Origin of the sequence: Pseudomonas sp. CFSAN084952 (assembly GCF_009648855.1) — a bacterium.
Classification (GTDB): Bacteria; Pseudomonadota; Gammaproteobacteria; order Pseudomonadales; family Pseudomonadaceae; genus Aquipseudomonas; species Aquipseudomonas paracarnis.
Map to the genome: position 1 here is coordinate 123214 of NZ_CP045767.1, position 14770 is coordinate 137983.

Annotated in this window: 13 protein-coding genes and 1 pseudogene; 3 read left to right on the forward strand and 11 right to left on the reverse strand. The window is 54.3% G+C overall.

Features of this window, described 5'->3' with window-relative positions:
- Positions 1-554: 554 nt before the first annotated feature.
- A complete protein-coding gene (locus GH769_RS28935; protein WP_256670280.1) occupies positions 555-686 on the forward strand; it encodes a hypothetical protein in 132 nt (43 codons plus the stop codon).
- 753 nt (positions 687-1439) lie between these two features.
- Here the strand turns inward: GH769_RS28935 and GH769_RS28940 are convergent.
- Positions 1440-1549: pseudogene (locus GH769_RS28940) on the reverse strand (lysis protein); the annotation flags it as partial.
- 143 nt (positions 1550-1692) lie between these two features.
- Here GH769_RS28940 and GH769_RS00595 point away from each other — a divergent pair.
- Positions 1693-2172, forward strand: a complete 480-nt coding sequence (locus tag GH769_RS00595) for a hypothetical protein (RefSeq protein WP_178128908.1) — start codon at positions 1693-1695, stop codon at positions 2170-2172.
- Between the two features lie 345 nt (positions 2173-2517).
- The gene (locus GH769_RS00600) at positions 2518-3000 is read left to right on the forward strand and encodes a hypothetical protein (protein ID WP_153649441.1); all 483 of its coding nucleotides are present in this window, start codon (positions 2518-2520) and stop codon (positions 2998-3000) included.
- Between the two features lie 928 nt (positions 3001-3928).
- Here the strand turns inward: GH769_RS00600 and pilM are convergent.
- The 10 genes from pilM to GH769_RS00650 all read right to left on the reverse strand — a co-directional run bounded on the left by pilM (position 3929) and on the right by GH769_RS00650 (position 14722).
- On the reverse strand, positions 3929-4345 hold the full coding sequence (gene pilM, locus GH769_RS00605; protein ID WP_256670281.1) for a type IV pilus biogenesis protein PilM: 417 nt from the start codon (positions 4343-4345) through the stop codon (positions 3929-3931).
- A gap of 76 nt (positions 4346-4421) precedes the next feature.
- A complete protein-coding gene (gene pilV, locus GH769_RS00610; RefSeq protein WP_153649443.1) occupies positions 4422-5699 on the reverse strand; it encodes a shufflon system plasmid conjugative transfer pilus tip adhesin PilV in 1278 nt (425 codons plus the stop codon).
- Positions 5689-6630, reverse strand: a complete 942-nt coding sequence (locus tag GH769_RS00615) for an ATPase, T2SS/T4P/T4SS family (protein WP_153649444.1) — start codon at positions 6628-6630, stop codon at positions 5689-5691. The genes pilV and GH769_RS00615 overlap by 11 nt, the downstream gene beginning before the upstream one ends.
- Before the next feature lie 10 nt (positions 6631-6640).
- Positions 6641-7105 carry a type 4 pilus major pilin gene (locus GH769_RS00620; protein ID WP_020302994.1) on the reverse strand — a complete coding sequence of 155 codons (465 nt, stop codon included), beginning with the start codon at positions 7103-7105 and terminating at the stop codon, positions 6641-6643.
- A 71-nt stretch (positions 7106-7176) separates the two neighbouring features.
- Positions 7177-8319 (reverse strand): type II secretion system F family protein, encoded by a 1143-nt coding sequence (locus GH769_RS00625; RefSeq protein ID WP_153649445.1) that lies wholly within the window; start codon positions 8317-8319, stop codon positions 7177-7179.
- Entirely contained in the window at positions 8309-9868 is a 1560-nt protein-coding gene (locus GH769_RS00630) for a GspE/PulE family protein (protein WP_153649446.1), read from the reverse strand. The genes GH769_RS00625 and GH769_RS00630 overlap by 11 nt, the downstream gene beginning before the upstream one ends.
- Positions 9869-9880: 12 nt before the next feature.
- On the reverse strand, positions 9881-10450 hold the full coding sequence (pilP, locus tag GH769_RS00635) for a type IV pilus biogenesis protein PilP (RefSeq protein ID WP_153649447.1): 570 nt from the start codon (positions 10448-10450) through the stop codon (positions 9881-9883).
- The gene (gene pilO2, locus GH769_RS00640) at positions 10440-11771 is read right to left on the reverse strand and encodes a type 4b pilus protein PilO2 (RefSeq protein ID WP_153649448.1); all 1332 of its coding nucleotides are present in this window, start codon (positions 11769-11771) and stop codon (positions 10440-10442) included. Before pilO2 ends, pilP begins: the two co-directional genes overlap by 11 nt.
- A gap of 3 nt (positions 11772-11774) precedes the next feature.
- Entirely contained in the window at positions 11775-13583 is a 1809-nt protein-coding gene (locus GH769_RS00645; RefSeq protein WP_153649449.1) for a PilN family type IVB pilus formation outer membrane protein, read from the reverse strand.
- Positions 13583-14722 (reverse strand): TcpQ domain-containing protein, encoded by a 1140-nt coding sequence (locus GH769_RS00650; protein ID WP_153649450.1) that lies wholly within the window; start codon positions 14720-14722, stop codon positions 13583-13585. The genes GH769_RS00645 and GH769_RS00650 overlap by 1 nt, the downstream gene beginning before the upstream one ends.
- Positions 14723-14770 lie beyond the last annotated feature (48 nt).

Below are 14770 nucleotides of genomic sequence, written 5' to 3' on the forward strand. Positions count from 1 at the left end.
CATCGCCATAGTCTATGGTGATGAAGATATAATTTGCGGATTTGCTTTACTGGAGATCATGAGAGAGCGAGATGCCCAAAGTGCAGAATACTTTTTTATATCGAATGTGAGGGCTTGGGTATTCCGTTGAAATTCAATCGTTTGCTAAATCTTCAATTGATGCCGAGCATTGGCTTTTACCGCCTATTGCTAGAACGGGCCGCGGCGGGATTCTGAGTTACTGAATACTGAACACTGAGTCATTGAACACTGAGTCATTGAACACCGACATTTAGTGAAGTCTTGGTTGCCGGATTTCTTTGGGCATATCACTGAGCTCTGGGAGGAGGGGCGTTTATTACCTGTAGAAAGTGTAGGGCCAAGTCTGGGTAGGCGGATAGGTCATCACTGCGATTTTCATGCCGCGCACGAAATCATCTGTCGCATGCTGGCCACTAAGGTTTGCTACCCTTGGTTATAGACCGAGATCGGCCAAAAGCGGACTGTGCACAGATAGCTGCTGTCATCCGTACGCTAGCATTCTAGTAACCACACGACGCTAACAAGGAACATTCATGTTGGTCATTGAACTTGATCGCGATAGCGTGCATGCAGGGGATGATCTGGAAAGTCATAGGACATCAATCAGGCTTGATCCAGCAGTAACACTGCGCGCTTTGTTCGAAATGATCCAAGGTATGGGTTAACCGCCTGGTATCAGTGGAGGCAAGTCGACGTGGATTATTTTTTCATCTGGCAAACAAATAGGTGTTTTAGCTCAGCAATGGCCAGAAACTATATTGCTAATCTCCGCCGAGAGCACCCTGAGTCAGTATTTTGGGGATACCGAACCTCGCCTTCTGTTCAGATATTGGTGCCAAGAAGATCCAGATCATGTCTTTTCACAGATCGAAACTGGAAATGAATCGTCGTCCCGATTTTAGGACTGGCGAGGGCTGCCTACGTCAAGAAGCTGTCTGCTTTGGGTCGGAGGCGGCCGTCGGGCGTTTACGAAACCAGGAGCAACTCACCATCACCGGAAATAGTGCTGCTCGTCGCCTCAGATCGCATCACGCTCAAACGTCGATTGCTGTATGCACGTATAGCTTTAGAGATTCCATACCATGCCAATCGTTCAAGACACCTGCGAGTAGCTCGGATGCCCTACGTCCCTGGAAATGTAGCAACATCAGCGCGCCCTGCTTGAGGACGAGCTCATCCAGGCTGGGGCGATGTTGCGTACAGCGAGAGCCAATGTCACTGGCCTTGTTCAGATGAACGACCTGCTCGCTATTGAGAAGGCCGCTGTAGAGGCAGAACTGCGGGAAGCGCTTGGACGCATATTATCCATAGCTATGAGGTGTCCGAAAATGTGGGTTTTCGCCCCATCGACCTTGTTACCGAACAGCGCGACCACCTGTTCAGGGAGAATCGACGGTTGCTGATGGAACTTAAAGTGCTCAGGGGGCCAAAACTCTGACTTACACTGGCACGCCAGCAGCGCAATCAATCCTTGGTCACCGGCGTCGGTGATGGCAATAATTCGTTGAGCATGCGCTGGGGCACATTGAGTAGTGCGGGCTACGCGAGTAACGCTGACCATGGCGTGGGCAGTTTCGGCTCGCGGCTGTGAATCAATGACTCTTGCCAAGCCAGGAGCACTTGTTTTTCAAGTATCCTACTCAGCGGGATCATCTACAAATAGGACGTGTGATGAAGTACTTCGCCATATTGTTGTCGACTGCAATTGCTCTCTCAGTAACATCGTTGGCGTCAGCCGCTGAACCATCGCTGCGTCTGCAACGCGCTTCAGGTTTGTGGAAGGTTACTCCGTCCACCTCGCCGTTTTCTTGGGAAATATGCGTCGACCATGAGAAAGACAGGCTTATAGATGACGACCTGTGGAGTGACTTCGAACAGGAGTGCAAAATCGAATCTAAAAGCGGTAACGTCGATAGCTACAATTTCAAATCACGCTGCCCTGAAGCGATTATGGCCGGAACTTTCAAAGGCGACCTTGCGAAATCCTATGTACTGACGGCCGATACGTCGTTTGAGCTAAATGGAAAAATTGAAAGACAACACACAGTGATTAATGGCAGCTTTCAGGGCGCGTGCCCGGTGGATATGGAGCCGGGTGTAAAAAAAATGCGCGGAGGAATGAAGATCAATTCCCCATACTCCAATAGATGAAAGGTTCAAAGCGACATCGCTTGACGTATCTCGAATGCAGCTGCATCGATTGGCACGTATAAAGCTCAGTTGTGGCTAAGGTCAGTGCCCTCGAGGCTTCCAGGCGCCCCATATATCCTTCGGGATGATCTTGAGCTCGATTTTGTAAGCGCTGGTCTGTTGGGGTGACTCGACCGTAAGCGAGTCTTCAGTTTTGACTCGTGGCGCTCTGCGTCTTCGCGGCAGTGCTTTAGTTAAGAATGCTGAACCACTTTTACGGATCGGCAGGGCAGAGGTAGTTAAAAATTCTTAGAGCCAGCCTGCGTGCGACGCTTCGAGTTGGATAGTTAACACAAGGAAGGAAATATGATTCGCTTATTAATTGCTACGTTTTGCCTAATGATCCTCTCTGGTTGCACAACAAGCGTCAGTTCTGATGTGCGCGAGCAAGTGTGGTATTCCGAAGGAGAGAGACCAGCCACCGCCCCTTGGCACGTCTATTTGGTATTTACTGATGACAGCCATTTCATCTATTGGCGCACCGTAGAAAAACCGGATGATGTACTCAAAAAATTTGACTCCTACATGAAGGGCGCCGGTCTCGATGTTGGCAGCCCGGTGCCATACACACGAACTGAAAACGATTTAAACGCGGTTTCGCGAACCCCGTTCCTAAGTAGAACGGGTGATACGGTCTACACTGACGTCCGCACCTTTAGAGGGCGCTTTGTCGGCGACGCTTTAGAAATAGATTTCGAAAGAATCACTGTCTGGCCTCCTCGTCCTACCTTTTCTGAAGGCGTCAGGCGATGGTCGTTGAAAAGACTTAGTTCCTTGCGAAATAAGTGAAAAGCCGAGTGTGATGGCGTCTCTTGTCGATGGAGCAGCGGCCCTGTTGGATTGAACGAACATCCTAGAGTTACTAATAAGCGATAGGTAAGCTTCGCCTGCTCCAATGGCCTTTTAACTGTCCATTGCCATTGGCCGCTTTTGGCCGACTTCTGCCATTTAGGGCCACCCAGTCTGCTGGTCAAATCCGATGCAAACGACTGGTCAAGTCGAATGCAAATGAGTGGGCAAATGCGATGCAAACGGGTGGTCAGGTGGAGTGCAAATACCCAGAGGAGGTCAAAGCAGATCGAATTTTACAGGAGAAGCTACCGAGAGTAGCTGGGTCAACAGTCACTCTCGGATGTAGTACTAAGCGTCTTTCAGAAAAAAATACCACCTGTGTGGTGTAAAGGCGTCATCGATCCCTGGGCTGTGATCTGAACGTCTCACTTCCTACACCTGGCCGATTATCGTGGCTGAGGCCAGCAAACATAAGGCACGCATCCGCGCACAAAGGGAGCCCTGCGTTTCGCCGGCGGGCCACCGGCAGGGAATAGCAGATACCAAAGGGTAGCCTGATAATCCTTCGCAAGATCATCAGGCTACCCTTTGTGTGAGCTTTAAAAAATGTGGGCCACAACACCAGTGTGGCCCTGAGATTACTGTGCTTCGAACCTCAACAAAGCTCTATGTGCCTTTGAACTCGCAATTCACGAGTTAGACGGCTGCGTGTCTGGCTTGAACAGGGAGACACAGGGAGAGCTTTGAACCAGATCCGCACGCCCTTCCCGGAGCTCAGCGTGCTTTGGGGATGGAGATGAGGCGAACCGCATCTCCGGGCGCTACTGATGACCGCCAGTAGCCAACGGGGTGGAAACGTTGTTGCGTGCATTATGTTGTTAGGCTGGGCGATATGCAACATAGGCAGTGTTGACCTGGGCTTTGGTCAGTTCACTGCAGTGACGGCACCGTCGGGAACAACAGATGGAATGGGGATACCGGTCACTCCAGCTTTCGGGGAGACAAGCATTCCCGCGCGATTTACGCCAACGGTAGTCGACTGAGTCAGATCGACGAGCGTCGATGGCGTCCCCGCCGGCGCCGTGCCGTTGTAAAAGGTGTACGTTGTTCCAGCATTGATGTAGGCCTCGATACCGAGCGGTTTCACAAACCACGTGGGCAGGTTCAGTGCAGTGTCGTCAGGCTTTCCAGAGAAGCCAGGATTGGACTGCGCAAACCCGGCGGCAGCCGATCGGTAAACCAGAAAGTTCCGTCCAAGCGAATCAACGGAGGCGAAGTCGGAGGCGGTTTGGGCCTGTTGCTGGGTTTCCATCAAGATCCCCGTGGCAATGATCAGAATCATCAAGACAGCCCATTGCAGTGTCATATCTGGTGACCTCTACGCTTGCGAAGGACAGCAAAACAGGCATGCAATGTTTTCATTCTTCTTTGTAGCAAGAATAAGAGACGCACGGATTGCAGCCACCGATGGCAACGGCAAACTGGGTATTTGTGCGGTACCCAACTGGACAACTGCATGAACCTGTATATGGATTTGGCCCTGGGCAGCCACCTGCAGTGTGCGTGGCTGTCCAAAATGAACCGCCCCATCTGCCGGCGCCGCCCACGCCTTTCCATACGCCGTTCTGACAAGAGAGCACTATTCCCACCGCACTCTTTGCAATGAGCGTGCGATCGCTGCAGGCGGAACCTTCTGTAGCAAGACCACCGACGGAGATGAATTCGATGGTAGCGATTCGATCGTAGGCCGTAATTTTGCCGGTTGAAGTGATCTTCCCACCCCAGAGCTGGCCGCCGGTTGAGAAGTTTTTGTCGTTGTACACCTGGACCCAATCGGGGCTGTTCTGATAGATACCGCCTCCCCATTTTTCGCTGTACCAGCCAGTGTCGCCCCGAGTTCTGAACCATCCACCCGTGTACGTTTCGCCCGTGACGTTCGCGGTCGCCGCGTTCACATTCGCGGTTGCTGTGACGTTGCGAGCTGTCACGTCGGCTCCAGTCGTAACGTTGCCAGAGGCGGAGATGCTCCCTGCATTATTAATGTTGTGGTTGCCCATACCAAGGTCAGTATTCATCGTGTTGAGCTCAGGATGATTTGGCACAGCATTTCGATACAAGTAATCGTTGGCCAAGGCGCCGTCCATGAGAAACAGTGCACTGGCAGTGTGGCCTGGCCCAGGCGCAATGGAGTAATTACTGAGCGCGACTTGCCAGCCACCGCGGATGCCTTGAACGACGTTAGGGTTGGTTGTAGATATGAAACCACCAGGTCCTCCAAGGTTTTCAGCAATGGCACGCACACCCATTTCCGGAAGCGTCTGTCCGCCCGTGGTGACCACAATCGCTTCTAGCTGATTGGGATTGGGTTTTCGAGCCAGGCCTAGAATGGTCTGCCCGAAAACATTGGTAGAGCTGAAACCCGCTGGCAGGTAGTTGGTACTGATGAGCATCGGCACCGTAATTTGCACTGGCACGGTAGCCGACGCATTAGCGAGCACTACGTTGAAATTGTCCTTCAAGTACTTGGCCTGGGCCTCTGAAATAGTTCGCTGCTGATCGGCCGCAATTCGATAGTCCTGGCCATCCATTTGTTTGATTTGCCAAACCATCGCCAAGGTCACAACCACACCAAATACGAGCAACCCGATTGCCATATCCAGGCTCAAGAAGCCCTGTTGTTTAGTTTTACTGGTCATTCCAGAGGCTCCTTGATGATTGGTGAGCGATATCTTGTTCCAGCAGTGTGATCTTCCCTGCATGGACTTTCCCTCGAATGCTGGCACTGTCAGAACCCGTGAAGAGCAGGCTTTGCAGTGTCAATCGACGAGTGCCCTCACTGCCCGACGACAAAGCCTGGTGAACGACGGCTACAAGCCCTTTGGAAAGTAATTCACGGGCGTTACTCAGCAGGGGCTGCGCTAGGGCTGATATACGCTCAATACCTTGAGTGACGCTGCCGGCATGGCCGGTGCAAATAATTAGGTGCCCGTTGATGGACGCCTGAATGACTTGTGCGGCGGTTGCACTGTCGCGAATTTCACCGACAAACAACAAATCAGCTCGGGTGCGCAATGCCAATATCAACGCCTCCTCGTAGCCGCCCATCCTGCGTGAGACTGGAACCTGGATACAGCGACCATTGCCGTGTTGACCGTTTAAATAGGGTTCCGGTGGGTCCTCTACAGCGACGCAGATTCCCCCCCAGGTTTCAAGACGCGCTTTTACCAGCGAGGCCGCGCTGGAGGTTTTCCCAGAGTCCATTTCGCCGCAGATAAAAATCAGGCCACGGACTGTTTCACTCATCAGTTCGTCCTGGAGGTAATCAGGCAAGCCCAACATGTCCAAGGGACGGATCTGAACCGATGATTTGCTCAGGACGAAAACGGGCTTGCCGTTCAAGTCCAGCAGCTGTGTGACGCGAAGGACTACTCCATCTTCAATCAGAGCGAACTCAGGATCCTTTGTCTCAGCGTATTTCGTTTCACATTGCACACGTAAGCGGTCAAGCGCTGTCCGCCACTCGACGGGTGCTTCAACCCTTCGCGCCTGTCCCGGTAGGCCTTTGGCATCGGCAAAATCGTCACCTAGGTACAGGTCGACGAATTCTGCTTCGGAGATCACGCTCACACAGGACTCCTTAGTACGAGGTCCAGGCGATGGTGTTGGCGTCCGAAGAGCAACTAGTCGCAGCGGCCACCGCTGTGATTTCGCCGGCAATGGCAGTACCACCGTTGATCGCCGTTGTGGTCTGTTTGTCCTTGGCCATGTTGGACGCAAGCGTGATGCAGGCATTCTTCGGAAGGTTGGATTCGGTGATGGTGAAGGTCATGCCGTTGCTGGTCACAGTAACGGCTCCGTTCCAACGGTTGGATAAGGCGTTGCCGTTAATGCTCATACCGCCTGTGGCCTCCAGGTTGATCAAGGACGGGGCCAGGTTGGTACCGGCTGTTGCGTACCCTGTTGTGCTTTTCAGCCTTTTGGTATTGCTCAGCAAAGTGCCCAGGTTGCTCTGTTCAATGGTGACGTCCGAGCTACCGAATGTCCTGTACCCCATGAACACGATAAAACCGAGTGCCACGGCAATCAGCATCAGCCAGAACATCCCGTCCAAGGAAAGAAATCCGCGTTGGTTTTGGCGGGTATTAGTTCTCATCTTTACGACCTCATTTGGGTTTATTTAAGGGTTTCAGTCACATTTCCGGCCAACTGGAAGATGCCGATCACCACCAGAATCATCATGATTCCCATGGCCATCGAGGACACCCCAATAAGCGACTTCGCGATGGCCTCGACACGCTGGAGCGTTTGCTCCAGCCAGCGGTTGGAAAACCTTTCCATCGATTCGGCGAAGCCTTTGCGGGTGGCGAGCACTTCAAGAAAATGCATGGCCATTGGGTCTGGAAATTCATGGCCAGCAAGTTTCAAGGCAGTACCGAAGTTTTTGCCGGCACTGACACCGTAATGAATGGCGCTCAACCGTTCCTTGAGCCATGGAGATGCGTTGCGCTGCAGCGACTTCAATGCGTCGAGCTGGTTGATGCCTGAGCGCAACATCACGGCCATGTTGAGCAAAAAGATGGAACCGTGAAGCGCCTTGTAGACCGACCAAGGGGGAAGGCGCTCTGCTCGGACTCTCAGGACCTGGAGCAATTTGTTCAACTGTAGCTTCCATGATGGGCTGGCGGCCGTGATCTGAAGCCCGCAAAACACCGGCAGCGTGAAGATCGATACGAGGGTGAAGATGACGACCGCGACCAGGGTCACCAGTCCGTAGTGGGTCACGAAATTCGATAGGGCGTAGAGAAACGCCGGCACACCTGTCCAGGCATCGGGATTGGAGCGCTTTGTCATTGAAGGCACCATCCACGCGGCGATCACATACAGCAGCGCTGCCATAACGCTCCACACCACCGAAGGGTAAACCGTGGCTGAGGCCACCAGCTTGCCGATCCTCTGGCGTACTTCAATAATCCTCACGCAATCCCTAAAGGCCTGCACCAGGTTGCCGGTATCTTCCCCGGAAGCGATCAAAGAGTTTTCGTCATAAGGCACCCAGCCTTCGCATGACACGCTGAACGACTTGCCTCCTTTGACCGATTGCGCGATTTCACGACAGGCAATCGATACGGGATGCCGTTTTTGGCCGTTATCACTGAAAGCTCGCGCAACAGTATTCAGGGCATCTTCAAGTGAAACGCCATCCCCGTGTATGCCCATAAGGCTTTCATAGAATTGGATTCGCTCGTTTTTGCCGAACTGTTTGGCGTAGAAGGTCTCTGCCCAGCGGTTTAGCACCGCTCTGACGTCACTCAGCATGGGCGAGCTCCAGAGTTTGCCGGTCAAAGTCCAACGGCCCCACCATCATTTCGGCGTGACGTGGATCCACCAAACCTTGTTTGAGCTTGAGGATTGTGTGGGCAGTTTTGGTGATGCCGCCCATTTCCTTCACCCAGTAACGACGTGCTGCACTGGCCCCTTTTTTATTAAAAACGTGCATGAAATTGTTGTCGGTGATGAGCGCCTCCGCGGCTACCGTACGATCAACGACGCCCAAACCTTTGCAGTGTGGGCATCCAGGACCTTTGAGGTAGGTCAGGTCGACCGCGTCCAGGCCGCGCAGGCGTTGCACCAATGCACCGTTGAGCTGGTCCAGGTGAGCTGCGGCAGGTACACGACAGTGGTGGCACAGCACGGGAAGCAAGGACTGATTGACGATGCTGGTCATTAGCGCGGGATCTGTCACAAGGTAGCGGTCTACCCCCATATCGATTAGCCGCTGAAGCGCCGCCACCGCGTTATTGGTGTGCAAAGTAGAAGACACCAGGTGCCCAGTCATCCCGCCGCGGAAAGCCGCTTGGGCCGAGGCAAGGTCTCTGATTTCCCCATACATCAGGACGTCCGGATCGAGTCGCATCGAGTTGGTGATGCCGTCGCTCCAGGTTTCTCCTGCGCCTAAAGGGGACTGGTTGGCCATGATTGGATATTCGGGCGGATCCTCCATGGTCAAAATGTGTTTTGTGCCACCGCACTCTTCATAGAGCAGGTTCAGGTTGACCTGCTGAGTCTTGGATTTGCCGGATCCTGTGGGGCCGGTGACCAAGTTCACGCCATAAGGAAAGCTGCGGATACGGCTAAACGCCTCAATTTGCTCGAGGAGAAAACCGAGAGCCTCAAGGGTCATTTTGGTTTTGTCGTCATACAGCAGACGCAGAACCATTAAAGGCCCCTCTACGAGTGGCCTGGTGGCAACCCGGGCACCAAACAGACCAAGTTGATCCACGTAGGATCGTTTGATACGTGCGTCCTGGCTGACTTGTGGCTGGTAGTGGTCTTTCGCAACATCACACATGCTGTTGTAGAGGGATGAGCAGAGCTCAAGGCCCACCTGACTTTGATGCTGCTCTGCCTCCCACAACAGCCCGTGGATGCGAAAGAAGATCTTGGTGATGTCGTGGCCCACCACAAAGTGAACATCGCTTGCATTATCCCGATGTGCCTTGTCTAGCAGTTGTACCACCTGCGCCTGGCGTTTGGTCTCGGTGGTCGAGAGGGCTCTGCCATTAGCGTCGTCATTCGCCTGGTAGAGCGCCTTGATCGTGCTCATCGAGCAGACCTTGACTGCAAACTGATGATTTTTGTGTTCTAACTCATCCTCGAAAGCCATGACATAGGGATCGGTTTGATGCTGGGCGGACACATAAAGGATTCCATCGTTGGTCAGTGCGCACAGCTGACGTAATTCCGGTTTCAGCTCGAACGATCCGCCAGGCGCAGTGAGCAATTGCTGATGCGAATTCAGCAGCTCGGCAGCGGCCTCATCGAGAACCGGTTCCGCTTCAGTTTGTACTTCAGTCAAAGTCGTCATTGGCTCGCACCTTCACCGTTGTCCTTGGATCAACCCGGGCAGCGTGGTGGCTGACGGGATGCTGCTGGAGCCAGGGTTGCTACTACTGGGGGCGCTTCCCGGTGGAATATTGGAAAATCCGAGGGGGAAACGCTTGCCATCACGTTTCAGTGTCACGCTGTCCAGGGTGAGGTTCGCCACGCGGTAGCCTCCTGGGAGTTCCCGCGACGAGGCATCAGCGTCCACTTCAAATCCGCTGCTGTAGAGCAACGTGGCACGCAGCCGCCTTGCGGAGCCGAATATGGCTTTGACGACAGGCAGTTCTTGTTGGGTATCGGTAGCGCGTGTGGCGGTAATAGGGGGTGGGAGTAGGCCTTGAGGTACGAATGAGGCTGGAGACTGAGCGGTTGAATGGTTGTCATCGCCATTGATTGACCGCTGAGCCTGAGCCCTTTCCGCCTGCGCTTTGAGGAGGATCGTCTGACTTTGAACGATGGCCAGCTCTCCTACGTTGACACCGGCCAGGTTGCTTTCTGCAGCGAAGCTCACAGAGGAGCCAAGAGCAATCACGGCGCAGATCAACTGCAGTTTTTTATTTCGCATAAAGGTCACCTGTTACTGACCAGATAAGATGGCCAGCCTGATACTCGGTTTTGATTTCACTCAGCCGTAGGCCTTGACTGGGGGCACTGGACAAAGAGTCCAGTGGCGTAATCCCGGTGCTGTAACGCAGTTCGAATAGCTTCCACTGAGGTGGAGGAGGCGGTGGTGGAGCAGGCTGACCAGGTACTGCCGGCGGGATCGGAACAACGACCGGCATCTCTTTCAAAACGGGGTTTTGCCCGAAGCTATTCAGCCAGGAAGATAAGTTCGCCAACATGACGATCGCTTCTTCGAGCGGTTCGTCGCCTGCAGCCGGTAAGGAAATGTCGAGCTTCAACGTGGCCGAGTTGCCCTCGTCAAAAAAGGCTGGCCGATCAGAATAGTGGCCCTGAGTGGCCTGTATCAGTTCATCGGCCGTGCTATTGCCCGTGCGCTTGTACGATGACAAGACCTGTGTGCCATCGCAGATCGCCTTCGTGAAGAGCCATCCTTTAATGGATAGGGGGGACTGATAAATAACGTTGCTGCAACCCACAAGAAAGTCTGTGACGGAGGGCCGTTTAGCCCAAGGGTGCTCCAGCGCCTGGGGCAACTGTTCCACGCCAGACTCTTGCTGCAACCTGGCTAACTCTGCGAGTCGAAGCTGTTCAGCCTGGAAAGCTGCGTCTTTGGCTATCCGGTCCTGATGACTCTGCCATTGAACCCACGCGATGATGCCGGCAACGATCAGCGCACCAACCATCGTCAGTCGCACCAACTCTGCTTTGGATAACCCAAAGACAAGTGGCCTCAGTCGATACTCACGTTTCAAATGCGAGGGTTGGAGCAGCTCGTCAATGTCGAGCGGTTGGCCACCCATTTCAAATTCTGAAGGCAGGTACTCCTGACTGAACTGGATGCCCCGACTGCGCTGCTGAACGACTCTCCGACGAACCTCGGCACCGGTGCCGATCATGTCGCATCCGGATATCACGCCTCCTTGAAACACCGCGACAAGGGCGTATTGGTCAAGGTCAGCGTCCGTTCTCCAGGCCGCAATCCACGAGTCCCCCAACTGGCCTGCCAGGGTCGCTGCGAGCGAGTACATGCCTTTGGTGACTTCGTCACTGCGCGCAACGAAACCGGCCTGGATGATGGCCGGTGTTCTGCGAATGGCGACGATATCTAACTGGTGTTCACGGCCGTACTGCCGTGCTTCCTTCATGTGGCCGGTGACGCTGCCCAATGGATGCCAGCGTAGGCCTGTGACGAATGATTTTCCTCTGTGCTGCAGGACCTGGACCCGCGCAGAGCGTGTGCTTTTTGCGATTTCCGCGGCCATGACTTAACCCTTGAATGCGCTGCAACGCAGCAAAGGGCTGGGGCAAGAGCCCCAAGGATCATTGGCGGCAGGAATACTCCGGGCGCTAGGGCTTCCAGTGTCGCTATCAACAACAGGAGTAATCAGCACGACCAGCACGTTGTGCTCCGTGCTGCGGATGCGACTACCACCCAGGCCGAAGAATCCAGGATCACCGACACCGGATTTGGTCGCGTTTTCGCTGTTCTCCTCAAAGCCGGTCAGAACCAACGTTTGGCCGCTGCGCAATTTGACTTTGGGAGACAGGTTCCTGGTGTCGTAATCGACTGTCTGAACGCTGGAGCCGTTGCTGGTGAAGGGCGTGAAGGTGGGTTTGCTGCTCATGCTCAAGGTGACCATCAACAGCAGGTTGTCCTGGTCGATAATGCGAGGAAGCAACATCATGTTGAACCCGCTGGTGATCGTTGCGGGAGTCAGTGATGTGGACGATCCGACCGAGGCTGTTGTGGTCGTAGAGCTCGAGGCAATATAGCTTTGCACGTTACCGACTTGGATAGGTGCAGGCTGTAAGTTCAAAGTTGTGATCGAGGGAGATCGGACGTTTGAAACTCGATACTGTTCAGATAGCGCTTTAATGATCAGATTCGACCCAGCCCAAGGTGACTTGGAGGTATCTAAAACATTGAACGAGCTGGAGACCGCATTAGTGGTAATTCCAGTGGTGGCATTTTTTAGGGAAAAGCCCCACTTGCTGCTCAGATTAGTGTAAACCGCAGACCAATCTAGGCCTGTTTGATCCTTGTCGGTGAGGGTCACTTCGAAAACTTTGACATTAAACAGCACCTGGCGGGTGATGCTGCGGTTGAGGGAGGCCAAGTACTTCGAAACGTTGGAAAGAACCTCCGGGCGATCGCTTACCGTCAAAGTCCCAGTGGACCGAGAAAGGAACATACGACCCTGCGGCTGCTGGCTTAGCATCGCTTGGACGTTTTTTTCAATGTCCCCGATCAGTGATGTTTTGATTGAGACGGTGGTGCTCTGGTTGCTGCCAGACTCGCCCGACGCGCCTGATGATGAAGATCCGCCACCCCCTCCGGAGCTCCCGCTGCCCGTGGATGTCAGCAAACCGGATTTCACAGTGCTTTCAATGACCTGATCATCACCAAAGGCCCAGACATCGAACGTTTTGGTATCGAAGTAGGTGATGTGCACGCTGCGATCATCGGATAAATAGTTCCATGCCAGGCCCTGTTGAGCGGTCACCTGATTCAACAAACCAGACAGCTTGCCGCTGTACTTAACTGGGAATGAACGAGGCGCAAAGAGCCCATCCATACTCGAAGATCGGGCGTTGCTCGGCATGTTGCCGATGACACCGGCTGGCATGAAACTGGACAAGTTATCCGGCGAGGCCATAACCGGAGGCGAATTAGATCCTGCGTTACCTTGATTGCGAATGGATAGGACGCTTGGATCGATCGCATCTGGAGCCACGATGACCGGAACGCCACACTCGCTCGTGATGTAGTTCGCGACCTCTGCGATCCCAACGTTGTAAGAAGGGCGATAAGTAATGTCGCAATCCATAGCCAGCGGCAAACCGCGCTTGGCGACCATGGGTTGCTTTGAGACCCAAGGCTTGTCACTAAAAACGACGGTTTCGCGTGCCGGCTCTTGTTGCTGACTTCGCAAGAAGCGGCTGTATTGGGAGGCGGTCGCTGCGTCGTTTTCGGCACGGCTGGCCGACTCATTCACGCGCTGCAGTGAGCAGGAGCTGATCAGAGCCATGACCAGTAATGAGGCTGTGCCTCGAATCCAGAGGCGTACAGTCATCATTTTTTCCTCTCTGCGATGTAAAGCACCAACTGTGCTGGGCTGCCGTCCACGACGAATGACCGAGGGGCTGAGTCGTACAGCGGAAAGATCTCTTTGATAGCCTCTTCAAAGCTGCCTTCGAATCGAAGCGGGGCGTCAATGGGGTAATCCAAGTCGTCGACCTTCCAGATCAGCGTCCATTTGGCCCTTGCTGCCCAGGCTTCCACGGTTTGCCGAAGTGTTGAGCCAGTGGTCGCCGTCCATATCTGGGCCAGCGGCTTTGGAGCGGTTACCACCGCGAGAGCAGGCTTTGGCGCGACTGAGGTACTTGAGGCAACGTTTCCAGACTTCCCAATGCTTGCAGGCTGAGTGGTCGAAGCGTTGATCGGGGAGGTGGCTGCCGGGCTCGACGTGGATTTCCCGGAAGAGGTCGTAATAGAGCCATCCTTGGCGGGCACTGCTGGGGTAGATACTGGGGTTGCATCTGCAGGTGCTGCAGGAGCGGTTTTGATCGGCGCCGGTGAGGGTACGGCGGCGACCACAACGGTGCTGGGCGTTTCGCCGCTGGTGGTGTTTTTCGGAGTCGCTGCAGCCGATGGAGTGGGAGGTACGGAGATGGCTGCCACTTGGGTTGGAGCAGTGCGCGATGTTTCCGGGAGCTGGTAACCAGGGCGAAGCACGTAGCACACCTGGCGATTCACTTCATCCACCTTCACCTGCCACGCGGGGCCGGCCAGTACTTGCAGCGTGTTGCGCAGTGTCATTGGCCCAAGCTTGTACTGGGCCGCTGGGAGTGGTCGCGTGTAAAGGATGTTGACGTGACCGGTGTCGGGCGAGCACAGCGTGTAGCCTGAGCGATCCACGACGTACTGCATGGCATCGCGCACATTGGGGTGCATGTTGGCAGGAATGCTGATGTCAATGATCTGAGCCATCAGGTCACGCTGACCCGAGTCAGGCAAGGTACTGACCAGGGTGTAACGCCCATAGCGTACGACCGGTTCCTTCTCAGGCACGGCGCCGCTAGGGTAGAGGTCCGGCGTCAACATGTCCGGGTTACGGCTGCTATCAAACGCCGGTTTAGGCGTCTGTGGCGTGTGGGTTGCGCAACTGGCGACGAGTGCGAGCAGGGAGAGTGTGGTGAAGTGCCTGATCATGTGCCGAAAGGCCCCCTTTGATGATGGAGGCACAGTGACAGCCAGTCA